This is a genomic window from Novibacillus thermophilus (assembly GCF_002005165.1).
Taxonomy (GTDB): Bacteria; Bacillota; Bacilli; order Thermoactinomycetales; family Novibacillaceae; genus Novibacillus; species Novibacillus thermophilus.
Genome location: NZ_CP019699.1, coordinates 118,700 through 141,310, shown reverse-complemented (window position 1 = coordinate 141,310; position 22,611 = coordinate 118,700). Strand labels below are relative to the sequence as shown.

Sequence of the window (22,611 nt, the reverse complement as noted above, 5' to 3'; positions counted from 1 at the left end):
TTACGGGTTACCCTCCTTCAGACGTCGCATTCCGGTTCACTCTCACCTTACTTGAGGGTATTCACATCAGCCTATTAGTGAACGGAACGGCACAATTTCTGGTTATAACTGGATAAAACCCTATCCGCTCCAGTATTGACGTGTATTTGGAATGCTATACCAGTTACACGCGGCGACGTTTTGGCGGGCGGCACCCGTTGTGCGGGATCGGTGTGACGTCCCGGATGACACTGACTTCCAAACCGGCAGCCTGTAACGAACGAATCGCCGCTTCACGGCCTGCACCCGGCCCTTTCACCATCACTTCGACGGTTTTCATCCCGTGTTCCATCGCTGCTTTCGCTGCCGCTTCTGCAGCCATCTGGGCCGCATAAGGCGTACTCTTACGAGAACCTTTAAACCCTAAGTTACCTGAACTCGCCCATGATATGCTGTTACCGCGGGGGTCGGTAATCGTTACGATCGTGTTGTTAAACGTCGATTTAATGTGAGCAATGCCGCTCTCAATGTTTTTGCGCGTTTTCCGCTTAACGCGTGTAGACTGTTTCTGTCTAGCCAAATACAATCCCTCCTACCTTATTTTTTCTTGTTCGCGACGGTACGGCGGGGGCCTTTGCGCGTGCGCGCGTTCGTTTTCGTGCGCTGACCGCGGACGGGCAAACCGCGACGGTGGCGAATGCCTCTGTAAGACCCGATCTCGATCAGACGTTTGATGTTCAGGGCTGTTTCACGGCGAAGGTCGCCTTCCACCGTGAGCTCCTTGTCAATCTTGTTGCGCAACAAGCTTGTTTCTTCCTCTGTCAAATCGCGAACTCTCGTATCCGGATTAATTCCGGTGTCGGCTAACAGTTTCCGCGATGTTGAACGTCCGATACCGTAAATGTATGTCAACGCCACTTCCACTCGCTTGTCACGCGGTAAATCCACTCCGGCAATACGTGCCAATTCATTCACCTCCTGAAGGTTATCCTTGTCTTTGCTTGTGTTTCGGGTTTTCGCAAATGACCATCACTTTTCCTTTACGTCGGATGACTTTGCACTTTTCACAAATCGGTTTAACCGATGGACGTACTTTCACAATCGCTAACCTCCTTAATTCGGAGAGTGTCATCATCTATATCGATAGATAATACGGCCTCTCGACAAGTCGTAGGGTGACAGTTCAACCGTTACTTTGTCACCGGGCAAAATGCGGATAAAGTGCATCCGAATCTTGCCGGAGACGTGAGCCAACACTTTGTGTCCATTTTCCAATTCGACACGAAACATGGCGTTCGGCAGTGGTTCGATCACGGTCCCCTCCACCTCGATGACGTCCTCCTTGGCCACGGTTCACTCTCCTTTCTCTTCCGCTCGGGGATGTGTTGATAAAAATTGTTGTAAAGCATACCTTAGCTTGGCATTGGTGACACGACCCTGTTCGTGCAGACTGCGCTCCACTTCTTCACTGACAAAGTCCTGAAAACGAACGTGGCGTATATTTTTCTTTTTGGCAGTGTCAAACTTGCGTTTATACCCGTCTGCCAACAGAACAAACTTTGGATCGATTTTACCCACCACAACCGCATACTGGCCGGCATCCCGTCCGCGCAATACATACACCACCTGCCCGAGACGGGGATCCGGTTGACTCTTGTCAGCCATTTCCCCCATCACCTTTAACTACAACTGAGTTAAAATCTCGCAGCCTTCTTCTGTAATGACGACGGTGTGTTCGAAGTGGGCACACATCGCGCCGTCTTGCGTGACGACAGTCCAGTTGTCGTCCAGTGTTTTGACGTAACGTGAACCCGCATTGACCATAGGTTCAATGGCGAGGACCATTCCCGACTTCAGGCGGGGGCCCATTCCGGGAGGGCCAAAGTTGGGGATTTGTGGGTCTTCGTGCAAGTTTTGCCCAATTCCGTGCCCAACATACTCGCGGACGATGGAAAATCCCTCTCCTTCAACGTACGTTTGAATGGCGTGGGAGATGTCGGAAAGCCGATGGTCCGGGCTCGCTTTTTGTAAACCAACGTACAAAGACTTTTCCGTCACGTCTAAGAGCCGCTTTACTTCTTCGCTGACTGCTCCCACCGGGTACGTCCAAGCCGAATCACCGTGGTAACCGCGGTACTCTGCTCCAATGTCCAAGCTGATGATGTCTCCTTCTTTCAGCTTTCGATCCCCGGGGATTCCGTGAACAAGTTCTTCGTTCACAGAGGTGCACACGTTGCCGGGAAAGCCTCCGTAACCCTTGAAAGAGGGGGTTGCCCCATGCTTGCGAATGATTTCTTCGGCCATGCGGTCCAATTCCCGCGTCGTCACACCCGGTTCAATCGCTTGCCGCAATTGCTGGTGTGCCAGGGCCACGATCCTACCAGCTTCCCGCATAAATTCCAACTCGTACGGAGATTTGCGGATGATCATGGCGACTCTCTCCGCAAATTGGCGTCAATGTCGGCAAACACCTGATCGATTGACTGTTCACCGTTAATTTTGACGAGCCGTTTTTTGCTTGCATAATAGTCGAGGAGTGGCTGGGTCTGTTTCATATTCACATCCAGGCGGTTGCCGACCGTTTCTTCTCGATCGTCAGACCGCTGGTAAAGGGGACCGCCACACTTGTCACAGACGCCTTCATTTTCCGGGGGATGAAACGTCACGTGGTACGTCGCACCGCAGTCCTGACAGATGCGCCGCCCCGTCAAACGTTTCATCAGCTCATCACGCGATACGTGTATATACAAGACGATATCTAGCTCGCGGGACAGATCCGCCAGCGTCTCATCGAGGTTTTCGGCTTGAGCCACTGTGCGCGGAAACCCGTCTAGCAAAAATCCTTGGGTACAGTCGTCTTGGCTAAGGCGTTCGCGCACAATCCCTACGGTAATCTCATCGGGAACGAGATCCCCTCTATCCATGTACTTTTTGGCTTCTTGGCCGAGCGCCGTTTCATTTTTCACCGCTTCCCGAAACATGTCTCCCGTCGAAATGTGCGGAATGTGGTACGTTTCTTTTATGCGTTCCGCCTGCGTTCCCTTACCGGCCCCTGGCAATCCCATTAACACGATGTTCAAACCGCGTATCCCTCCATCGAATTTTGTCACTTGTTGATGAACCCTTTGTAATGACGTTTGATTAACTGACTCTCAATTTGTTTCATCGTCTCCAATGCGACCCCCGAGACGATCAACAGGGATACCCCGCCAATTTGCACTGATGGCGGTAAGCCGGCTAGATTCGTAAAAAAGATCGGCATAATTGAAACGACTGCCAAAAACAGCGCTCCAGCTAACGTAATACGGTTTAAAATACGTGTCAAATAGGTTGCCGTCGTCTTGCCTGGGCGTATGCCGGGAATGTACCCGCCGTTTTTCTTCATTTGGTCCGCCATTTGCACCGGATTAATCTGGACAAATGTGTAAAAGTACGTAAATCCGATGATGAGCAAGACGTACAAGAACATCCCAAACGGCGCAGTGTAGTTAAAATGGTTGATAATCCAGTTGGCAATCGGGTTTCCGGCCCAAAAACTCGCTATCTGCGAAGGAAACGAGATCAGCGCAATGGCAAAGATGACCGGGATCATCCCCGACGCGTTTACCTTCAGCGGGATGTGTGTCGACTGCCCGCCGAACATCCTCCGTCCCACAACTCGTTTGGCGTACTGAACTGGAATGCGACGAATTCCCTGTTGAATGTAAATAACGCCGGCCGTGATGAGCACAAGCAGTAACAAGATCACGATCACTTTCACTATATTGAGAAACAGCTGATCTCCGGCGTCCACGAACTGGGTGGCGTATATTTGTCTAGCCGAGTTCGGAATGCCGGCGACAATCCCGGCGAAAATGATGATAGATATGCCGTTTCCAATCCCTTTTTCCGTGATCTGCTCGCCGAGCCACATGAGAAACGTCGTCCCTGCCGTCAAGGTCAACGCAATTAAAATAAATGTGAAAACACCTTTATCCTCGACAAATTCCACATTCGGCGTTCCAAACAGGTTGTCAAAGCCGATGGCCAATCCGAAGGACTGAATGAGCGCCAGCACCACGGTGCCGTACCGTGTCACTTGCGTCAGCTTGCGCCGTCCAGCCTCTCCCTCTTTTGCCCATTGGGCAAACTTCGGAATGACGTCCATCGACAACAGCTGGACGATAATGGAAGCTGTAATATAGGGCATGATCCCCATGGCAAATATAGAGAAGTTCGCCAGGGCGCCACCCGTAAACGTGTTTAAAATGCCAAACACGTTATTGTTTTGAGCGACCTCTTCCAAGAGCTCCACGTTAATGTTCGGGACCGGAATGAAACTGCCAATCCGAAACACGAGAAGCATCAAAAGGGTAAAGATGATCCGCCTCCGCAGATCATCCACTCTCATGATGTTTTGAAGTGTCTTGAACACATTAAATCACCTCGGTAGTGCCACCAGCTGCTTGTATCTTTTCCTCAGCGGTTTTGGAAAATTTGTGGGCTTTGACCGTCAGTTTGACGTTCAAATCGCCCTCTCCTAACACCTTTAATCCGTCTTTTAAGTTTCGGATGACCCTCTTTTCTAAGAGTAAACTCGGAGTGATTTCTGTTCCTTCACTAAACTGATTCAATGCGTCCAAGTTGATGATCGCGTACTCTTTTCGGTTGCGATTGTGGAAACCGCGCTTCGGCAAACGTCTGATGATCGGGTTTTGTCCCCCTTCAAACCCGGGACGTACCCCTCCGCCCGAGCGGGCTTTCTGCCCTTTCTGACCGCGTCCAGACGTTTTGCCGCTCCCTGAACCGATACCGCGTCCGACCCGATTCCGTTTTTGGCGAGATCCCGGTGCAGGTTTCAACTCGTGCAGTTTCATGGTTGCACCTCCTCATTCACTGTTACGCGTCGACTTCTTTGACTTCCAGTAAGTGACCGACTTTTTTTATCGCCCCGCGTACGGCGGGGTTATCTGGATGTATGACCGTTTGTTCCCGCTTCTTCAACCCGAGCGCCCGAAGGGTTTTCCGCTGAGTTTCCGGCCGCCCGATCATACTGCGTTTGAGGGTGATGTGCAGTTCTTTAGACATGTGTATCCCCTCCTATCCTAACAGTTCTTCCACAGTTTTTCCACGCAATTTCGCAACCTCTTGCGGGTGCTTCAAATTTTTAAGTCCTTCGAGTGTTGCGTTCACCATGTTAATCGGGTTGTTCGATCCGATGGATTTCGTCAAAATATCGCCGATGCCGGCAACGGTCAACACATCGCGAACCGGACCTCCGGCAATCACTCCCGTCCCTTCTACTGCCGGTTTCAACAACACTTTTCCAGCCCCGAAATGTCCGATGATTTCGTGGGGGATGGTCGTGTTCACGATTGGGACGCGGATAATGTTTTTCGTTGCAGCGTCGATCCCTTTGCGGATCGCTTCGGGAACTTCCGCTGCTTTGCCGATCCCGGCTCCGACACGGCCTTTTCCGTCACCGACGACGACGAGTGCGCTAAAACTGAAACGCCGGCCGCCTTTGACAACTTTCGCCACGCGGTTGATACTCACAACCCGCTCTTCGAATTCTTTTTCTTTCCCGTCCTTGCCTTTAGCCATGTAAGTCGTCCCTCCTTCTCAACAGATTAAAAGTTTAAGCCTGCCTCGCGGGCAGCTTCTGCCAGTGCTTTGACGCGCCCGTGGTAAACATAGCCGCTCCGGTCAAAGACAACCTTGTCTATCCCTTTATCTTTCGCCCTTTTGGCAATAAGTTCGCCGACTTTTTTTGCTGCCTCTACGTTAGCCCCGTTTTCCAACTGTTTGAGATCGGGATCTACCGTTGAGGCAGAGACGAGTGTGTGACCCTTTGTGTCATCGATAATCTGGGCGTACATGTGTTTCGATGAACGGAATACGTTTAAACGCGGACGTTCTGGCGTCCCGTGTACTTTTTTGCGCACACGCAAGTGGCGCCTTTTGCGCGCTGTTTTTCGGTTTCCGCGATCTATCACGTGACTGCACTCCTTTCTACGCTGTGATGGCTGTCCGTGTACCGTTATTTACCGGCTTTCCCTTCCTTGCGCACAATGCGTTCGCCCTTGTATTTAATCCCTTTTCCTTTGTAAGGTTCAGGTTTGCGTACAGAGCGAATCCGGGAGGCCACAGCTCCGACGCGTTCTTTGTCAATCCCTTTGACGATGACAGACGTTTGCGACGGGACTTCAAATTCGATGCCTTCTTCCGGTTCTATGTCGACAGGGTGCGAATACCCGACGTTTAACGACAAATTCTTGCCTTTCTTCTGCGCTCGATACCCTACACCGACAAGCTCCAGCTCTTTGGAAAACCCATTCGCCACACCTTCAATCATGTTGGCGATGATACTGCGGGTCGTGCCGTGCAGTGCACGGTGTCTTTTTGCGTCACTCGGGCGCTCTACGCGTAATTCTTTGTCAACGACTTTCACGTCCATTTCCGGATGAAACGAACGGGTCAGCGTTCCTTTCGGACCTTTTACGGTAATCTGTTTCCCGTCAATTTTCACATCTACACCGTCAGGTACGGGTATAGGCTTGCGTCCGATACGGGACATCGTGTCACACCTCTCTTTCTCCAAGACCGTTATGTTACCAAACGTAAGCGAGAATTTCTCCCCCTACGTTGTTTTTGCGTGCTTCTTTATCTGTCATGACACCTTGTGACGTTGACACAAGGGCTATGCCGAGTCCACCTAAGACGCGGGGAACTTCGTGACTTTTAGCATACACGCGCAAACCCGGCTTACTAATGCGTTTTAATCCTGTAATGACCCGCTGATTGTCTTGCGTGTACTTCAGGAAGATGCGAATAATCCCTTGTTTGTTGTCTTCTATATACTCCGCATCGCGTATAAATCCTTCCCGCTTGAGAATTTCCGCTATCTCGCGCTTAATGTTGGAGGCCGGAATTTCCACGCTTTCGTGCCGCGCGATGTTGGCGTTGCGAATGCGGGTCAACATATCGGCAATTGGGTCTGATACGGACATCTCAATACCTCCTTCCCTCTATTCAAGGCGCGCAACATACTCGTGCCATACCATTTCAAATTCCTGCTTCACCAACTGGCTTTTTTCACGCCGGGCAGTTGCCCTTTGTAAGCCAGTTCGCGAAAACAAATGCGGCACAATTTAAATTTCCTCAAGACAGAGTGCGGACGACCGCAACGCTCGCAGCGGGTGTACTCGCGCACTTTAAACTTTTGTTTCTTTTTTGCTTTCGCAATCATCGACTTTTTGGCCACGGACTTCCCTCCTTATCCCGGGTTTTATGATTTCCGAAACGGCATACCGAGTTGCTCAAGCAGTTCTCGTGCCTCTTCATCGGTGTCGGCTGTCGTGACGAAGACGATGTCCATCCCACGCACTTTTTCTACTTTATCGTACTCGATCTCCGGAAAAATGAGTTGCTCTTTGATACCTAACGTGTAATTCCCCCGTCCGTCAAACGACTTCGGCGACACACCGCGGAAGTCCCGAACCCGCGGCAAGGCGACGTTAAACAATTTATCCACAAAGTGGTACATCCGTTCGCCGCGCAAGGTCACTTTGCAACCGATGGGCATTCCTTCCCGCACTTTAAAACCGGCCACCGACTTTTTCGCTCTAGTGACGATCGGTTTTTGCCCCGTTATTTTGGCCAAGTCCTCAACGGCACTGTCCAAGAATTTCACATTTTGGACAGCGTCTCCTACACCCATGTTAATGACAACTTTCTCCAGCCGGGGCGCCTGCATCACGGACTTGTAGGAAAATTTTTTGACTAATGCCGGTACTACGTCGTTGACGTACTGTTCTTTCAATCGAGCTGTCATGTGACGTGCCTCCTTTCATTCACCTGGTTACTTGTCAATCGGTTCACCAGATTTTCGGGCAATGCGCACTTTTTTGCCGTTATCCAACACTTTGTATCCAATCCGCGTCGGTTCACCTGACTTCGGATCGATCAGCATCACGTTAGAAGCGTGGATCGGCGCCTCTTGCTCCACAATGCCGCCCTGCGGGTTTTGCTGCGACGGGCGCACATGCTTTTTCACCATGTTCACACCTTCGACGAGTACACGATTTTCACGCGGATACGTCTTGAGCACGCGGCCCTTTTTTCCCTTGTCCTTACCGCTAATCACCATCACCGTATCCTCTTTTTTGACGTGTAACTTGTGTGTCACCCATGGCACCTCCTTCACTCAGTGTCCTAAAGCACTTCAGGAGCTAGAGAAACGATTTTCATAAAGTCCCTCTCGCGCAACTCTCTGGCAACGGGCCCAAATATGCGAGTCCCCCGCGGTGTTTTATCGTCACGTACAATGACTGCGGCATTTTCATCAAACCGAATGTAAGAACCGTCTCGGCGGCGCGATCCGCGGACAGAGCGGACGACAACGGCTTTGACGACGTCCCCTTTCTTGACAACGCCTCCGGGTGTTGCCTGTTTGACCGATGCTACGATCATGTCTCCGATATTCGCTGACTTCCGCCGGGATCCTCCGAGCACTTTGATGCACATCAGTTCTTGCGCCCCGGAGTTGTCAGCAACTTTTAAACGCGTTTGCGGCTGAATCATGCTCCACCGTCCCTCCTTCCAGAAGTTCTTTGACTAGATCACGACAGATTTTTCGACGATCTCAACCAAACGCCATCTTTTGTCTTTTGACAGCGGCCGTGTTTCCATAATTTTGACGATGTCGTTCACTTTCGCTTCGTTGTGCTCGTCGTGGACTTTGAACTTCTTCGAATACTTCACGCGTTTTCCGTACAATTTGTGCCGCTTGTACGTTTCGACGCTGACGACAATCGTTTTGTCCATTTTGTCACTGACGACCCGCCCGATCCTCACTTTGCGGTTTCCGCGTTCTGCCATGAAGATGTCTGCCTCCTCTCTCAACTGATTCCAAGTTCGCGTTCGCGCAAGATCGTTTTCGCTCTGGCGATGTCTTTGCGCACCCGTTTGATTCGTGTCGGATTTTCCAATTGTCCGGTGGCCATTTGAAAGCGCAAGTTAAACAATTCTTCCTTTAAAGACGACAACTTCTGCTCAATTTCAGCTGTCGTCATATTGCGAAATTCTTTCGCCGTCTGTTTAGCTTTCATCCGTGTCACCACCCACTTCATCTCGTTTGACAAACTTCGTTTTAATCGGAAGTTTGTGGGAAGCCAGACGTAGCGCTTCGCGGGCGACTTCTTCTGAAACTCCGCCAATTTCGAACATGATTTTCCCCGGCTTGACGACGGCGACCCAATGCTCGGGTGCGCCTTTACCGCTCCCCATCCGCACTTCAAGAGGCTTCTGCGTCACGGGTTTTGAAGGGAAAATCTTAATCCACACTTTTCCGCCCCGCTTCATGTAACGGGTCATGGCAATCCGTGCCGCTTCAATTTGGCGGTTGGTCACCCACGACGGCTCCAGTGCCTGCAAGCCGTATTCTCCGAAGGCAATGTCCGTTCCACCTTTGGCACGACCGCGCATACGTCCTCGATGTTCTCTGCGGTATTTCACGCGCCTGGGCATTAACATCCCTATCGCCCTCCTTCCTTCGCTTCTTTCTTGGGCGGTAAGACGTCGCCACGGTAAATCCACACTTTGACTCCGATGCGACCGTAAGTCGTGTGGGCTTCAGCTGTTCCGTAGTCAATGTCGGCACGCAGCGTGTGCAACGGTACGGTTCCTTCGTTGTACCCTTCAGTCCGGGCGATGTCCGCGCCGCCAAGGCGCCCGCTCACTTGAGCGCGAATCCCTTTGGCACCGAAGCGCAAGGTGCGTTGGATCGCCTGTTTGAGAGCACGGCGAAACGCCACACGACGCTCCAGCTGCTGGGCAATGTTCTGTGCCACGAGGTTGGCGTCCAGTTCGGGAGTTTTAATTTCGTTGATGTTGATGTGTACGCGCTTGCCAGTCAACTGGCTCAGTTCTTCCCTCAACGCTTCGACTTGTGAACCACCTTTCCCGATGACCATCCCTGGTTTGGCGGTGTGAATGTTAATGTTTACCCGGTTGGCTGCCCGCTCGATTTCGACGTGGGAAACAGCAGCATCTTTTAACCGTTTCATAATGTATTCGCGCACTTTAATGTCCTCGTGCAAGAGGTTCGCGTAGTCTTTATCGGCATACCACTTCGATTCCCAATCGCGGATAATGCCGACGCGCAAACCGACCGGATTGACTTTTTGGCCCATGCTATCCCTCCTTGCGTTCAGTTAACACGATCGTAATATGACTCGTACGTTTATCAATTCGACTGGCACGCCCTTGAGCGCGCGGACGGAACCGTTTCAACGTCGGCCCTTCGTCTACGCGTATCTCACCAATATACAAGTCCTGTGCGTTCATGTTAAAGTTGTGTTCTGCATTCGCCATCGCCGATCTCAACACTTTCTCCAAGATGGGCGAAGCAGCTCGCGGCGTGTGATGCAAGATGGACAGTGCTTCCTCAACCTGTTTTCCACGGATCAGATCAGCGACGAGACGGGCTTTCCGCGGCGCTATCCGCACGTAGCGCGCGACACTTGACGGTTTCGCTCCGATGACGTCGCCGAACGTCTTGCCGACCATATCTTGTTCCACTGTCACTTTCGTGTATCCGTGCCCGTTGTTCACGCGGAAGGTCGTCCCCACATTCCCTTCGACAATTTCCTGGGAGTACCTCCCTCTCCTCACTTTGTTCGCTTGTGCCATCTCCACAACCTCCTTCCGTTCTCTTCGCATTCAGTCAGCTGACACTTCGAGCAACGTCACCGCTTTGTCCGCCGATCCTCACCGGCGTGCCCTCTGAAGGTACGCGTCGGGGCAAACTCGCCCAGTTTATGGCCGACCATGTCCTCTGTAATGTAAACCGGAACGTGCTTCCGCCCATCGTGAACGGCAATCGTGTGTCCGACAAATTCAGGGAAAATGGTCGAGCGCCGCGACCACGTCTTGATGACGCGTTTTTCGCCTTTTTTGTTTAGAGCCTCCACTTTTTTCATTAAATGGTCGTCAACAAAAGGGCCTTTTTTCAGACTGCGACCCATACGGTTTACCCTCCTTTCTCGCCAAGCCGTTTATGAAGCCGCTAAAAACGAACTGTCAGCGTCTCGTTACTTTCTACGCCGGCGGACAATATATTTGTCAGACGGATTCCGCTTCCTTCTCGTCTTGTATCCGATCGTCGGTTTCCCCCAAGGAGTCACCGGCGACTTCAATCCGATGGGAGCCTTACCTTCTCCACCGCCGTGCGGGTGGTCGCTCGGGTTCATCACGGATCCGCGCACGGCCGGTCTTCGACCGAGCCAGCGAGACCGCCCTGCTTTTCCGATCGTGATGTTTTCGTGGTCGACGTTCCCCACTTGACCGACGGTCGCCCGGCACTCTTCACGTACCATGCGCATCTCTCCCGAAGCCAGGCGGATGATGGCGTACCCTTTTTCCTTTCCGAGCAACTGGGCCTCTGCTCCGGCTGCACGCACCAGCTGTCCACCTTTGCCGGGCTTAAGCTCGATGTTGTGAATCACGGTTCCGACCGGAATGTTGGCAAGAGGCAACGCATTGCCCGGTTTAATGTCGGCGGACGGTCCCGATTCGACGGTATCCCCGACTTTCAAACCTTTAGGCGCGATAATGTAACGTTTTTCCCCGTCAGCGTAGTGGATGAGTGCGATGTTCGCCGTACGGTTCGGGTCGTATTCAATAGTCGCCACGCGCCCGGGAACGCCGTCTTTATTCCGCTTAAAGTCGATGATGCGGTATTTGCGCTTGTGCCCGCCCCCCTGGTGGCGTACCGTGATCCGCCCCTGATTGTTGCGTCCCGCCTTTTTCGGCAGTGGCGCCAGCAGGGATTTTTCAGGTTTGTCCGTTGTAATTTCCTCAAATGTGGAGACCGTCATTTGACGCCGGCCCGGAGAGGTCGGCTTAAAGTGTTTGATGGCCATGGAATTCGTCCCTCCTTCGCATTAAGCTCTACACACCTTCAAAGAATTCCAGCGGCTTGCTGTCTTCGCTCAACGTGACAATCGCTTTTTTGCGCAGTGCCGTGTAGCCGGAATACCGACCGAACGTTTTCGGTTTGCGCGGCATTTTCATCGTGTTCACTTTGACGACTTTCACGTCAAAAATACTTTCTACCGCTTGCTTGATTTCCGTCTTGTTGGCTTTCCTGTCGACTTCAAACGCGTACTTCTTCTTTTCCATCAAGTCGGTGCTTTTTTCAGTAATGATCGGTCGTATGATGACGTCGTGGGGATTTTTCACGAGCTGAGCACCTCCTCCACTTGAGAAACGGCATCGACCGTCATAATCAGCTTGTCGTGCTTTAACACGTCCAACACGTTGATTTTGCTAGACGGTATTAACGTCACGCCCTGAATGTTACGCGCAGAGAGCTCTGCGTTTTCGTTGCGGTCCTTGACGACGATGAGCGCCTCTTTGGCGTCCAAGTTTGACAGAACACGCACCATCTCTTTCGTTTTCGGCTCGTCGAACGTGAGGCTCTCCAACACGATGAGCTCATTGTCCTTCACTTTGGAAGAAAGGGCGGACTTTATCGCTAGCCGACGCACTTTTTTCGGCAATTTATAGCGATAACTGCGCGGAGTCGGCCCGAAAACGACACCTCCGCCGACCCACTGGGGAGAGCGAATACTGCCATGGCGTGCGCGACCTGTCCCTTTTTGCCGCCACGGTTTGCGCCCGCCGCCGCGTACGGCGGAACGGTTTTTGACAGCGTGGGTTCCACGTCGCATCGACGCCTGTTGCATGACAACTGCTTCGTGCAGGACGGATTCGTTCGGTTCAATGCCGAATACGGCATCTGACAGTTCCAATTCACCGACTTCGGAACCGTCCATATTGCGTATCGTTACTTTAGGCATGTGTGTTCCTCCTTTCGCCAAAAGATCCATTAACGACTTTTAACGGCCGATTTAATGGTGATGTAGCTGTTTTTCGTCCCTGGGATGGCCCCTTTTACGAGAAGCAAGTTTCGATCGGCATCGACATCCACCACTTCCAGGTTCTGTATGGTGACGCGCTCCCCGCCCATGCGGCCCGGAAGTTTACGCCCTTTGAACACGCGCATCGGGTCTATCGCTCCGAGAGAGCCGGGACCGCGATGGTAGTGTGAACCGTGAGACATCGGGCCGCGCCTCTGTTTGTGCCGCTTGATCGAACCGGCAAACCCTTTTCCTTTCGACGTTCCGACGATGTCTACTTTCTCTCCCTTGGCGAAAATGTCAACTTTCACTTCTTTTCCTACTTCGTAGTCGTCAAGATTGACGTCGCGTATCTCTCTAATGTAGCGCTTGGGCGCCGTTCCGGCTTTTTTGGCGTGGCCGAGCATCGGTTTGTTGGCCCGGTGTTCTTTCTGATCGTCAAACCCGAGCTGGATGGCGTTGTACCCTTCGTGTTCCTCGCGCTTCACTTGCAAGACGACGCACGGCCCCGCTTCGATGACAGTGACGGGTACCGCTTCGCCCTCTTCGTTAAACACTTGAGTCATCCCGAGTTTTTTTCCCAAGATACCTTTCCTCATTTTCGCACACCTCCTGTTGCAACGTGGTTCCATCTACACGTCAACGCTTAATGTCACAGTTTGATTTCGATATCAACACCGGACGGCAAATCCAGACGCATCAGCGAGTCGACGGTCTGGGGCGTCGGATTGACAATGTCGATGAGGCGCTTATGTGTACGCATCTCGAACTGCTCACGGGAATCTTTGTACTTGTGCACGGCTCGAAGAATCGTATACACGCTTCTCTCCGTCGGAAGCGGGACGGGTCCGGACACGTCAGCGCCCGACCGTTTAGCCGTTTCAACGATCTTGTCAGCAGATTGATCTAAAATGCGATGATCATAAGCCTTTAAACGAATGCGAATTTTTTGCTTTGCCATGACTTTCCCTCCTTGTACGCCTATTTGACCAACAGACAATTCTCCGCGGAAATTATCCTCACACACCAAGACAAAGCAGCCGGGTGTGTCAGCAACCTCCCGCTTCATCGCAAGTCCATGGCAACGTTCCCTATTATATAAAAAACATCCAGACGATGCAAGAAAAAAATCGGAATATACGCATAGTACACAAAACCCCCGGGTGAGAGACACCCAGGGGCTTGGGGATCTACAGACTACTCGTTAATTTTTGTGACAACGCCGGCACCGACAGTGCGCCCACCTTCACGAATAGCGAAGCGCGTTCCGTCTTCGATGGCGATCGGAGCGATCAGCTCGACATCCATCGTGACGTTGTCACCAGGCATCACCATTTCCGTCCCCTCAGGCAGAGTGATGACACCTGTGACGTCTGTTGTGCGGAAGTAGAATTGGGGACGGTATCCGTTAAAGAACGGGGTGTGACGCCCACCTTCTTCCTTCGTCAAAATGTACACTTCGCCGGAAAATTTCGTGTGGGGATTCACGGAACCAGGTTTTGCCAGTACTTGACCGCGTTCGACTTCATCCCGGTCCACACCGCGCAGAAGAGCCCCGATGTTGTCACCGGCTTCTGCTTGATCCAACAGTTTGCGGAACATTTCCACACCGGTTACGACTGTTTTGTTCGTTTCGGGTTTAATTCCGACGATTTCAACTTCGTCGCCCACTTTGATCGTTCCCCGTTCAACACGGCCGGTTGCAACGGTACCGCGGCCGGTAATGGAGAACACGTCTTCCACGGGCATGAGGAAGTCTTTGTCTACGGCGCGTTCCGGTGTCGGAATGTAGGAGTCGACTTGCTCCATTAATTCGTGAATGCTTTTAGCCCATTCCCCGTTCGGGTCTTCTAAAGCTTTCAGTGCCGAACCGCGAATGACTGGAATGTCGTCGCCGGGGAAGTCGTACTCCGAGAGCAGGTCGCGCACTTCCATTTCGACGAGTTCCAACAGCTCTTCGTCGTCAACCATGTCGCACTTGTTCAAGAACACGACGATGTGGGAGACGCCGACTTGTTGGGACAACAAGATGTGTTCCCGCGTTTGCGGCATCGGACCGTCTGCAGCGGATACGACAAGGATGGCGCCGTCCATTTGGGCTGCACCGGTGATCATGTTTTTGACGTAGTCAGCGTGACCCGGGCAGTCTACGTGGGCGTAGTGACGGTTTTCTGTTTCGTACTCCACGTGAGACGTCGCAATGGTAATGCCGCGTTCGCGCTCTTCCGGAGCGTTGTCGATCTGATCGTAGCCGCGGGCTTCACCGCTTCCCTTTGAAGCCAGCACTGTCGTAATCGCAGCGGTCAGCGTCGTTTTTCCGTGGTCAACGTGACCGATCGTGCCAACGTTAACGTGTGGTTTTGAACGCTCAAACTTTTCTTTTGACATGTTGAAGAAATCCTCCTTCATACCTTAATATGCTGTTATTTTTTATGGATGAAGCTGCGAAACGGTTATCCCGCCTCGCAGACAGCTAAAACTCGTTTCACTCACCGGACGCTTTTTTGATAATGTCATCGGCGATATTCTTCGGCACTTCTTCGTAATGGTCAAAGTACATGCTGTAATTTCCGCGCCCCTGGGTGCGCGAACGCAAAGTCGTGGCATAGCCGAACATTTCAGCGAGGGGTACGAAAGCCCGGATTACTTTTGCGCCAGACCGGTCATCCATGCCTTCAATGCGCCCGCGGCGGGAGTTAATGTCGCCCATAATGTCACCCAGGTACTCTTCCGGTATGTCGACTTCGACTTTCATAATCGGCTCCAACAGAACCGGGTTACAGTGTTTTTTCGCTTCTTTGAGGGCGATGGACGCGGCTATTTTAAACGCCATTTCCGACGAGTCGACATCGTGGTAAGAACCGTCGTACAACGTCGCTTTGATATCCACCAGCGGGTAGCCGGCCAACACGCCGTTTTGCATCGCTTCTTCGATGCCGCTTTGTACAGCGGGGATGTACTCCCGCGGCACGACACCGCCGACGATATTGTTTTCGAATTCGAAGCCGCTGCCTTCCTCTAACGGTTCAAAGCGAATCCACACGTGGCCGTACTGTCCGCGTCCACCGGACTGGCGGATGTACTTTCCTTCCACTTCAGCGGAAGTGCGGAATGTCTCCCTGTAGGCCACCTGCGGTTGCCCGATGTTCGCTTCCACTTTGTATTCCCGCAACAACCGGTCGACGATGACGTCAAGGTGCAGTTCGCCCATTCCTGAGATGATGGTCTGCCCCGTTTCCTCGTCTGCTTTCGTCCGGAACGTCGGGTCTTCTTCTGCCAGTTTGGCTAGGGCTGTCGCCATCTTTTCCTGGTCAGCTTTCGTCTTCGGCTCAATCGCCAGGTCAATGACCGGCTCTGGGAAAACCATCGACTCAAGAACGATGGGGCTCTTTTCGTCACATAGCGTATCACCTGTCGTCGTGTCTTTCAACCCGACGGCAGCGGCGATGTCACCGGCATACACTGTGCTCACTTCTTCCCGGTGGTTCGCATGCATCTGCAAAATGCGCCCGATGCGTTCCCGCTTTTGCTTCGTCGAATTCAACACGTACGAACCGGAGTTGAGCATTCCCGAGTACACGCGGAAGAACGTCAGCTTCCCGACGTAAGGATCGGACATGATCTTAAACGCCAAGGCCGCGAGCGGCTCGTCGTCTCCCGAATGCCGCTCTGCTTCCTCGCCGTCCGGCAAATGCCCTTTGATCGCCGGGACGTCGAGGGGCGACGGCAAGTAGTTGACAACTGCATCCAACAACAGTTGCACGCCCTTGTTTTTATAGGAGGAACCGCAAAGCACAGGCGTAATTTCTACGTTACACGTTCCCTTGCGCAGCGCTGACTTGATTTCGTCTTCCGTCAGCTCTTCTCCTTCCAAGTATTTCTCCATGAGCGTTTCGTCCAACTCCGCGACAGCTTCGAGCAAAGCGGTACGGTACTCTTCCGCTTGCTCTTTGTATTCGTCTGGAATCTCACGCGCTTCAGAACGCGTCCCCAGTTCGTCCAAGTAATAGTAGGCGACATTTTCGATTAAGTCGATGATCCCTTCGAACGTGTCCTCTTTTCCGATCGGCAGCTGAATCGGAACTGCGTTTGCCTGCAGGCGTTCGCGCATTTGCTCGACTGCACCGAAGAAATCGGCCCCGACAATGTCCATTTTGTTCACGTACGCTATGCGCGGCACCCGGTACTTGTCTGCCTGGCGCCAGACCGTTTCCGATTGCGGCTCTACCCCGCCTTTGGCGCAAAATACGCCGACTGCTCCGTCCAACACACGCAGCGAACGTTCCACTTCGACTGTGAAGTCGACGTGCCCCGGGGTATCGATAATATTAATGCGGTGTCCTTTCCACTGGGCAGTGGTCGCAGCAGACGTGATGGTGATTCCGCGCTCCTGTTCCTGCTCCATCCAGTCCATCGTCGCGGCACCTTCATGGGTCTCCCCTATCTTGTGCACTCGACCGGTGTAGAACAAAATGCGCTCTGTCGTGGTCGTTTTGCCCGCATCAATATGTGCCATGATCCCGATGTTACGTGTGTCTTTTAAGGAGAATTCGCGAGCCATTCTGTTTTTCTCCTTTCGTGATGAGTTCCGTACCCTACCGGCCTTTCATTACCAGCGGTAGTGAGCAAACGCCTTGTTGGCTTCTGCCATCCGGTGGGTATCTTCTTTCTTCTTCACCGATGCACCGTTGTTGTTCGCCGCATCCATAATTTCAGCAGCTAAACGCTCTTGCATCGTTTTTTCGCTCCGCAACCGTGCGTAGTTCACGATCCATCTGAGGGCCAAACTTTTTCGGCGTTCCGGTCGCACCTCGACCGGCACTTGATAGTTGGCACCCCCGACACGGCGCGCGCGCACTTCCAGTACGGGCATAACGTTTTTGAGTGCTTGCTCAAACACTTCCAACGGATCTTTTCCCGTACGTTCGCGAATGATTTCAAACGCCTCATACAAAATTCTTTGTGCAACGCCTTTCTTACCGTCAATCATGATCCGATTGATTAGGCGAGTCACAAGCTTGCTGTTGTATATAGGATCCGGTAATACGTCCCGGCGCGGGACAGGTCCCTTACGCGGCACTTCCACTCCTCCTTCACTACTTCATTCGTTTCACGCACTATTTCGGGCGCTTCGTCCCGTATTTGGAGCGACCTTGTTTACGATCTTGTACGCCCGCGGTGTCCAGAGCCCCTCTCACGATGTGGTAGCGGACACCCGGCAGATCTTTCACCCGACCGCCGCGCACTAAGACGACACTGTGTTCTTGCAGGTTGTGCCCGATTCCGGGAATGTAAGCCGTCACCTCAATCTGGTTGGACAAGCGAACCCGCGCGTACTTGCGCAAGGCAGAGTTCGGCTTCTTCGGTGTCATCGTCCCCACACGCGTGCACACACCGCGCTTTTGGGGCGAATTTAGATGCGTATGCTCTTTGCGAAAGCTGTTGTAACCAAATTGCAGAGCCGGTGAGTCAGATTGGCTGACTTTGCGTTTTCTCCCTTTGCGCACGAGTTGGTTAATCGTCGGCATCCTGTTGCCACCTCCTTCCTCAACATTTGATCCACACATTCGGACTGCAAACTGTGGAAATCTATCGTCACCTGGTCACCTACGCCTTGCGTTGAGGGGCTTAAAACATCGGCCTAAGCCGGCCGCACGCTTCAAGCCCACAGATCCAGGCGGTTCATTTTCGGACAAAAAAGAAGGGAGACCGTCGATGTAGTGACACGGCTGCCACACACATTGACGCATGGGACAGCCTCCGTCACGAGGTCTCTTCATTCAAAATACCGACCGTTGAAGCTCCGACATCAATGTTGCTTGCAGCCCCCAGTTGTTTCATAGATTCAACGTAACTGACCGGCACCCCGTGTTGTTCACACAGCTCTACAACCGGTGCCGTTACATTCGGGTCAGCGTCTCGTGCCACGACGACTTCTTTCAGTTTTTGTTGTTCTAGTGCCTTTTTTGTCTGCTTGACGCCGACACAAATTTTGTTCGCCTGCTTCACTTTATCATAAGACATGACAGCCCTCCAAAGCTGACAGGATCATTGACATACTCGAATATAGTACCATCCCGTTTTCGGAATGTCAACACGCCAAACCTTTAATCGACCGCGACCGCTTCTTGGCCAGCTTCCGCTCGTTCTTCGCCAGCTCGGCCGTCGTCGACCTTCACGTTTCGGTAACGGTTCATACCCGTCCCGGCCGGTACGAGCTTTCCAATAATGACGTTTTCCTTCAAGCCGAGCAGTTCGTCGACCTTGCCCTTGATCGCCGCATCGGTCAGTACCCGCGTCGTTTCTTGGAACGAAGCGGCTGACAGGAACGAATCCGTCTCCAGCGACGCCTTTGTGATTCCGAGCAGGATCGGCCTTGCGACAGCCGGGTCTCCTCCATTTTCAAACACTTTTTCGTTGGCCTCTTCGAATTCGTGGACATCGACAGCAGAACCAGGCAACAAATCGGTATCCCCTGCATCGGTAATGCGCACTTTTCGCATCATCTGCCGAATCATCACTTCGATGTGCTTGTCGTTAATTTCCACGCCTTGCATGCGGTACACTTTTTGCACTTCTTGCAAAATGTACTCTTGTACGCCGCGCACTCCTTTCACTAACAGGAGTTCCTTCGGATCCACAGAGCCTTCGGTCAGAAGGTCTCCTGCTGCTACTCGGTCGTCAACGGCCACGCTCAGGCGAGCCCCGTACGGTATCGCGTAAACTTTCGTTTCCGCCTCGCCTTTCACTTCTACCTCGCGGCGGTCTTTCGTTTCGCGTATGTCTGTCACTGTACCGGAAATTTCTGTAATGACCGCCTGCCCTTTCGGATTGCGCGCTTCAAAAAGTTCCTGAATCCGCGGCAAACCTTGCGTAATGTCGTCTCCTGCGACACCGCCTGTGTGGAACGTGCGCATCGTCAGCTGCGTGCCGGGCTCCCCGATAGACTGGGCGGCGATAATGCCGACGGCCTCTCCGATTTCCACTTGTGTTCCGAGGGCCAAATTGCGGCCGTAACACTTCTTGCACACGCCGTGCCGCGTACGGCAACTGAGCACAGAGCGAATGTCAACTTCCTTTATTCCGGCGTCCACAATGCGCTTCGCTTTGTCTTCATCGATCATTTCGTTGCGTTCAACGATGACGTCGCCCGTATCCGGATGGCGAACTGTTCGGAAAGCGAGCCTGCCCACAATGCGGTCGTACAGGCTTTCGATGACTTCTCGACCGTCCCGAAGAGCGCGAATGCGGACCCCTTTATCTGTCCCACAGTCCTCTTCGCGGACGATGACATCCTGCGCCACATCGACCAGCCGCCGGGTCAAGTATCCGGAGTCGGCTGTTCTCAATGCCGTATCGGCCAACCCTTTTCGCGCACCGTGTGTGGAAATGAAGTATTCCAACACAGTCAGCCCTTCGCGGAAATTGGATTTGATCGGCATTTCGATGATCTTCCCAGAAGGTGCCGACATGAGTCCGCGCATCCCGGCTAATTGCGTTATTTGTGCAACGTTTCCCCTTGCACCGGAATGGGCCATCATGTAAATCGGGTTGAACGCGTCAAGGGATTTCATCAATATGTCGGTAATGTCGTCTTTCGCCTTGCTCCAAATGGAGATCACTCGTTCGTAACGCTCATCTTCTGTAATCAAGCCGCGCCGGAATTGTTTCATCACCGTCTGAACTTTCTCTTCGGCCTCTCGGAGGAGCTGCTTTTTGTTGTTGGGCACGATAACGTCAGAGACTGAAATCGTGATCCCCGCTTTTGTCGAGTAATTAAACCCATGCGCTTTGACCCGGTCCATAATGACCGACGTCGCCGTCGTCCCGTACCGGCGGAAACATTCAGCGATCATGAGTCCGAGGTACTTTTTGGCAACGGCTTCCGTCGGCTCCAGGCCGCGAATGAATTCCCGCACATCTTTCCCTTTCTCATAGATGAAATACTTATCCGGCGTCTGATCGATCGTTTTCTGCTCTTCTGGAGAGTTGATGTACGGGTAATCGGCCGGGAAAATTTCGTTGAAAATAATTTTTCCTGGCGTCGTCACCATGAGCGCCTTTTGCTGTTTGTCGCTAAACGACGTTTTGCCGAGTGTACGAGCTGGAATGGCGATGCGCGCGTGCAGCGCGACGTACCCCTGCTGATAGGCGTTAATCACCTCACCAGGCGAGGAGTACACGCCGCCTTCTCCCAGTGCGCCTTCCCGCTCCAGTGTCAAGTAGTAACTGCCGAGCACCATGTCTTGAGACGGGGTCACGACGGGTTTGCCGTCTTTCGGGTTCAAAATATTTTGTGCGGCCAACATCAAAATGCGCGCTTCTGCCTGAGCTTCCGCTGACAGAGGGACGTGAACGGCCATCTGGTCCCCGTCAAAGTCGGCGTTGTACGCTGTACAGACAAGGGGGTGCAGTTTGATCGCACGCCCTTCAACCAAAACGGGTTCAAACGCCTGAATTCCCAACCGGTGCAGTGTCGGGGCCCGGTTGAGCAAAACGGGGTGCTCCTTGATCACTTCTTCCAGAACGTCCCACACTTCGGGATGTACCCGTTCCACTTTGCGCTTGGCGCTCTTAATGTTGTGCGCCAGCCCCTTGCTGACCAACTCTTTCATCACAAACGGCTTAAACAGCTCGAGGGCCATTTCTTTCGGCAGTCCGCACTGGTACATTTTCAGTTCTGGTCCGACGACGATGACGGAACGGCCCGAGTAGTCGACGCGTTTGCCGAGGAGGTTTTGACGGAACCGTCCCTGTTTCCCTTTCAGCATGTGGCTGAGGGACTTGAGCGGGCGGTTGCCTGGACCTGTCACTGGGCGGCCGCGGCGACCGTTGTCGATGAGAGCGTCAACTGCTTCCTGCAACATCCGTTTCTCGTTTTGGACGATAATGTCCGGCGCCCCGAGATCCAGCAGTCGTTTAAGCCGGTTGTTACGGTTAATGACGCGACGGTACAGGTCGTTCAAATCGGAGGTAGCAAAGCGTCCACCGTCAAGTTGCACCATCGGGCGGAGTTCCGGCGGAATGACCGGCAGAACCTCTAAAATCATCCATTCCGGCTCGTTGCCCGAGTGACGGAAGGCCTCTAACACTTCCAGGCGCTTAATGACGCGGTTGCGTCGCTGTCCCTGCGCGGTGTTCAGTTCTTCTTTCAGCGCCGCAACCTCTTGGTTCAGATCAATTTCCGAAAGCAGTTTCTTAATCGCCTCCGCTCCCATCATCGCTTGGAACGCCTGACCGTATTTTTCCCGGTAACTGCGGTATTCTTTTTCCGAGAGCAGCTGTTTCTTCTCCAACGGTGTGTCGCCGGGATCGGTTACGACGTAGGAAGCAAAGTAAATCACTTCCTCCAAAGCCCTAGGGGACATATCCAGTACGAGCCCCATGCGGCTCGGGATGCCTTTAAAGTACCAAATGTGGGAAACCGGCGCCGCCAATTCGATGTGCCCCATCCGCTCGCGGCGCACTTTTGCCCGTGTCACTTCCACGCCACAGCGGTCACAGACAACGCCCTTGTAGCGGACGCGCTTATATTTCCCGCAATGGCACTCCCAGTCTTTGGTCGGACCGAAAATCTTTTCGCAAAAAAGACCTTCTTTTTCTGGCTTAAGCGTCCGGTAGTTGATCGTCTCCGGCTTTTTCACCTCACCGCGCGACCAGGACCGAATCTTGTTGGGAGAGGCCAGGCCGATTTTCATAAACTGAAAGTTGTTGACATCTAACAAAGGTC

General features: G+C 52.8%; 35 protein-coding genes. All 35 read right to left on the bottom strand.

The genetic code is table 11. The annotated features are described in order from the left end of the window. Nucleotides 1-163 precede the first annotated feature (163 nt). The 35 genes from rpsK to rpoC all read right to left on the bottom strand — a co-directional run bounded on the left by rpsK (nt 164) and on the right by rpoC (nt 22,606). Nucleotides 164-559, bottom strand: coding sequence for a 30S ribosomal protein S11 (rpsK, locus tag B0W44_RS00815; protein WP_077718371.1), 396 nt, complete (start codon nt 557-559; stop codon nt 164-166). A 17-nt stretch (nt 560-576) separates the two neighbouring features. After that, on the bottom strand, nt 577-945 hold the full coding sequence (gene rpsM, locus B0W44_RS00810) for a 30S ribosomal protein S13 (protein ID WP_077718370.1): 369 nt from the start codon (nt 943-945) through the stop codon (nt 577-579). Nucleotides 946-964: 19 nt separating this feature from the next. Next, nucleotides 965-1,078 (bottom strand): 50S ribosomal protein L36, encoded by a 114-nt coding sequence (gene rpmJ, locus B0W44_RS00805; protein WP_029091518.1) that lies wholly within the window; start codon nt 1,076-1,078, stop codon nt 965-967. 32 nt (nt 1,079-1,110) lie between these two features. Beyond that, nucleotides 1,111-1,329 (bottom strand): translation initiation factor IF-1, encoded by a 219-nt coding sequence (gene infA, locus B0W44_RS00800; protein ID WP_077718369.1) that lies wholly within the window; start codon nt 1,327-1,329, stop codon nt 1,111-1,113. A 3-nt stretch (nt 1,330-1,332) separates the two neighbouring features. Continuing rightward, complete coding sequence (locus tag B0W44_RS00795; RefSeq protein WP_077718368.1) at nt 1,333-1,644, bottom strand: KOW domain-containing RNA-binding protein; 312 nt, start codon at nt 1,642-1,644, stop codon at nt 1,333-1,335. Nucleotides 1,645-1,662: 18 nt separating this feature from the next. Further along, nucleotides 1,663-2,409 (bottom strand): type I methionyl aminopeptidase, encoded by a 747-nt coding sequence (gene map / locus B0W44_RS00790; protein ID WP_077718367.1) that lies wholly within the window; start codon nt 2,407-2,409, stop codon nt 1,663-1,665. Next, on the bottom strand, nt 2,406-3,059 hold the full coding sequence (locus B0W44_RS00785) for an adenylate kinase (RefSeq protein ID WP_077721185.1): 654 nt from the start codon (nt 3,057-3,059) through the stop codon (nt 2,406-2,408). The genes map and B0W44_RS00785 overlap by 4 nt, the downstream gene beginning before the upstream one ends. Before the next feature lie 26 nt (nt 3,060-3,085). After that, complete coding sequence (gene secY, locus B0W44_RS00780) at nt 3,086-4,393, bottom strand: preprotein translocase subunit SecY (RefSeq protein ID WP_077718366.1); 1,308 nt, start codon at nt 4,391-4,393, stop codon at nt 3,086-3,088. Between the two features lies 1 nt (nt 4,394). Next, on the bottom strand, nt 4,395-4,835 hold the full coding sequence (gene rplO / locus B0W44_RS00775) for a 50S ribosomal protein L15 (protein ID WP_077718365.1): 441 nt from the start codon (nt 4,833-4,835) through the stop codon (nt 4,395-4,397). A 22-nt stretch (nt 4,836-4,857) separates the two neighbouring features. Continuing rightward, nucleotides 4,858-5,046 carry a 50S ribosomal protein L30 gene (gene rpmD, locus B0W44_RS00770; protein ID WP_077718364.1) on the bottom strand — a complete coding sequence of 63 codons (189 nt, stop codon included), beginning with the start codon at nt 5,044-5,046 and terminating at the stop codon, nt 4,858-4,860. A 12-nt stretch (nt 5,047-5,058) separates the two neighbouring features. Then, nucleotides 5,059-5,562 (bottom strand): 30S ribosomal protein S5, encoded by a 504-nt coding sequence (gene rpsE, locus B0W44_RS00765; protein WP_077718363.1) that lies wholly within the window; start codon nt 5,560-5,562, stop codon nt 5,059-5,061. Nucleotides 5,563-5,588: 26 nt separating this feature from the next. Then, nucleotides 5,589-5,954 carry a 50S ribosomal protein L18 gene (gene rplR, locus B0W44_RS00760; RefSeq protein WP_077718362.1) on the bottom strand — a complete coding sequence of 122 codons (366 nt, stop codon included), beginning with the start codon at nt 5,952-5,954 and terminating at the stop codon, nt 5,589-5,591. 44 nt (nt 5,955-5,998) lie between these two features. Next, nucleotides 5,999-6,535 (bottom strand): 50S ribosomal protein L6, encoded by a 537-nt coding sequence (gene rplF, locus B0W44_RS00755; protein WP_077718361.1) that lies wholly within the window; start codon nt 6,533-6,535, stop codon nt 5,999-6,001. A gap of 34 nt (nt 6,536-6,569) precedes the next feature. Beyond that, on the bottom strand, nt 6,570-6,968 hold the full coding sequence (gene rpsH / locus B0W44_RS00750; protein ID WP_077718360.1) for a 30S ribosomal protein S8: 399 nt from the start codon (nt 6,966-6,968) through the stop codon (nt 6,570-6,572). A 68-nt stretch (nt 6,969-7,036) separates the two neighbouring features. Beyond that, a complete protein-coding gene (locus tag B0W44_RS00745; RefSeq protein WP_077718359.1) occupies nt 7,037-7,222 on the bottom strand; it encodes a type Z 30S ribosomal protein S14 in 186 nt (61 codons plus the stop codon). A 24-nt stretch (nt 7,223-7,246) separates the two neighbouring features. Next, nucleotides 7,247-7,792, bottom strand: coding sequence for a 50S ribosomal protein L5 (gene rplE, locus B0W44_RS00740; RefSeq protein WP_077718358.1), 546 nt, complete (start codon nt 7,790-7,792; stop codon nt 7,247-7,249). A 27-nt stretch (nt 7,793-7,819) separates the two neighbouring features. Continuing rightward, nucleotides 7,820-8,146 carry a 50S ribosomal protein L24 gene (rplX, locus tag B0W44_RS00735; protein WP_228441327.1) on the bottom strand — a complete coding sequence of 109 codons (327 nt, stop codon included), beginning with the start codon at nt 8,144-8,146 and terminating at the stop codon, nt 7,820-7,822. A gap of 26 nt (nt 8,147-8,172) precedes the next feature. After that, entirely contained in the window at nt 8,173-8,541 is a 369-nt protein-coding gene (rplN, locus tag B0W44_RS00730; protein WP_077718357.1) for a 50S ribosomal protein L14, read from the bottom strand. Nucleotides 8,542-8,574: 33 nt separating this feature from the next. Beyond that, nucleotides 8,575-8,838, bottom strand: coding sequence for a 30S ribosomal protein S17 (gene rpsQ / locus B0W44_RS00725; RefSeq protein ID WP_077718356.1), 264 nt, complete (start codon nt 8,836-8,838; stop codon nt 8,575-8,577). 20 nt (nt 8,839-8,858) lie between these two features. Beyond that, nucleotides 8,859-9,068 (bottom strand): 50S ribosomal protein L29, encoded by a 210-nt coding sequence (gene rpmC, locus B0W44_RS00720; RefSeq protein ID WP_077718355.1) that lies wholly within the window; start codon nt 9,066-9,068, stop codon nt 8,859-8,861. Further along, nucleotides 9,058-9,492 (bottom strand): 50S ribosomal protein L16, encoded by a 435-nt coding sequence (rplP, locus tag B0W44_RS00715; protein ID WP_077718354.1) that lies wholly within the window; start codon nt 9,490-9,492, stop codon nt 9,058-9,060. Before rplP ends, rpmC begins: the two co-directional genes overlap by 11 nt. Nucleotides 9,493-9,494: 2 nt before the next feature. After that, nucleotides 9,495-10,151, bottom strand: coding sequence for a 30S ribosomal protein S3 (rpsC, locus tag B0W44_RS00710; RefSeq protein ID WP_077718353.1), 657 nt, complete (start codon nt 10,149-10,151; stop codon nt 9,495-9,497). A gap of 1 nt (nt 10,152) precedes the next feature. Then, nucleotides 10,153-10,527: a 50S ribosomal protein L22 gene (gene rplV, locus B0W44_RS00705; RefSeq protein WP_228441624.1), complete on the bottom strand. Its 375-nt coding sequence runs from the start codon at nt 10,525-10,527 to the stop codon at nt 10,153-10,155. 179 nt (nt 10,528-10,706) lie between these two features. Then, the gene (gene rpsS, locus B0W44_RS00700; protein WP_077718351.1) at nt 10,707-10,985 is read right to left on the bottom strand and encodes a 30S ribosomal protein S19; all 279 of its coding nucleotides are present in this window, start codon (nt 10,983-10,985) and stop codon (nt 10,707-10,709) included. 66 nt (nt 10,986-11,051) lie between these two features. Next, nucleotides 11,052-11,882: a 50S ribosomal protein L2 gene (rplB, locus tag B0W44_RS00695; protein WP_077718350.1), complete on the bottom strand. Its 831-nt coding sequence runs from the start codon at nt 11,880-11,882 to the stop codon at nt 11,052-11,054. A 28-nt stretch (nt 11,883-11,910) separates the two neighbouring features. Continuing rightward, a complete protein-coding gene (gene rplW, locus B0W44_RS00690) occupies nt 11,911-12,201 on the bottom strand; it encodes a 50S ribosomal protein L23 (protein WP_077718349.1) in 291 nt (96 codons plus the stop codon). Continuing rightward, a complete protein-coding gene (rplD, locus tag B0W44_RS00685) occupies nt 12,198-12,821 on the bottom strand; it encodes a 50S ribosomal protein L4 (RefSeq protein ID WP_077718348.1) in 624 nt (207 codons plus the stop codon). Before rplD ends, rplW begins: the two co-directional genes overlap by 4 nt. A 29-nt stretch (nt 12,822-12,850) precedes the next feature. After that, the gene (rplC, locus tag B0W44_RS00680) at nt 12,851-13,480 is read right to left on the bottom strand and encodes a 50S ribosomal protein L3 (protein WP_077718347.1); all 630 of its coding nucleotides are present in this window, start codon (nt 13,478-13,480) and stop codon (nt 12,851-12,853) included. Nucleotides 13,481-13,533: 53 nt separating this feature from the next. Next, entirely contained in the window at nt 13,534-13,842 is a 309-nt protein-coding gene (gene rpsJ, locus B0W44_RS00675) for a 30S ribosomal protein S10 (protein WP_149026892.1), read from the bottom strand. Nucleotides 13,843-14,078: 236 nt separating this feature from the next. Further along, nucleotides 14,079-15,269, bottom strand: coding sequence for an elongation factor Tu (gene tuf, locus B0W44_RS00670; protein ID WP_077718346.1), 1,191 nt, complete (start codon nt 15,267-15,269; stop codon nt 14,079-14,081). A 97-nt stretch (nt 15,270-15,366) separates the two neighbouring features. After that, complete coding sequence (gene fusA / locus B0W44_RS00665; protein ID WP_077718345.1) at nt 15,367-17,442, bottom strand: elongation factor G; 2,076 nt, start codon at nt 17,440-17,442, stop codon at nt 15,367-15,369. Nucleotides 17,443-17,490: 48 nt separating this feature from the next. Beyond that, nucleotides 17,491-17,961 carry a 30S ribosomal protein S7 gene (rpsG, locus tag B0W44_RS00660; RefSeq protein WP_077718344.1) on the bottom strand — a complete coding sequence of 157 codons (471 nt, stop codon included), beginning with the start codon at nt 17,959-17,961 and terminating at the stop codon, nt 17,491-17,493. Between the two features lie 37 nt (nt 17,962-17,998). Continuing rightward, the gene (gene rpsL / locus B0W44_RS00655; RefSeq protein WP_077718343.1) at nt 17,999-18,409 is read right to left on the bottom strand and encodes a 30S ribosomal protein S12; all 411 of its coding nucleotides are present in this window, start codon (nt 18,407-18,409) and stop codon (nt 17,999-18,001) included. A 235-nt stretch (nt 18,410-18,644) separates the two neighbouring features. Further along, the gene (locus B0W44_RS00650) at nt 18,645-18,905 is read right to left on the bottom strand and encodes a ribosomal L7Ae/L30e/S12e/Gadd45 family protein (RefSeq protein ID WP_077718342.1); all 261 of its coding nucleotides are present in this window, start codon (nt 18,903-18,905) and stop codon (nt 18,645-18,647) included. An 83-nt stretch (nt 18,906-18,988) separates the two neighbouring features. After that, nucleotides 18,989-22,606, bottom strand: a complete 3,618-nt coding sequence (gene rpoC / locus B0W44_RS00645; RefSeq protein WP_077718341.1) for a DNA-directed RNA polymerase subunit beta' — start codon at nt 22,604-22,606, stop codon at nt 18,989-18,991. Between the last annotated feature and the right edge of the window lie 5 nt (nt 22,607-22,611).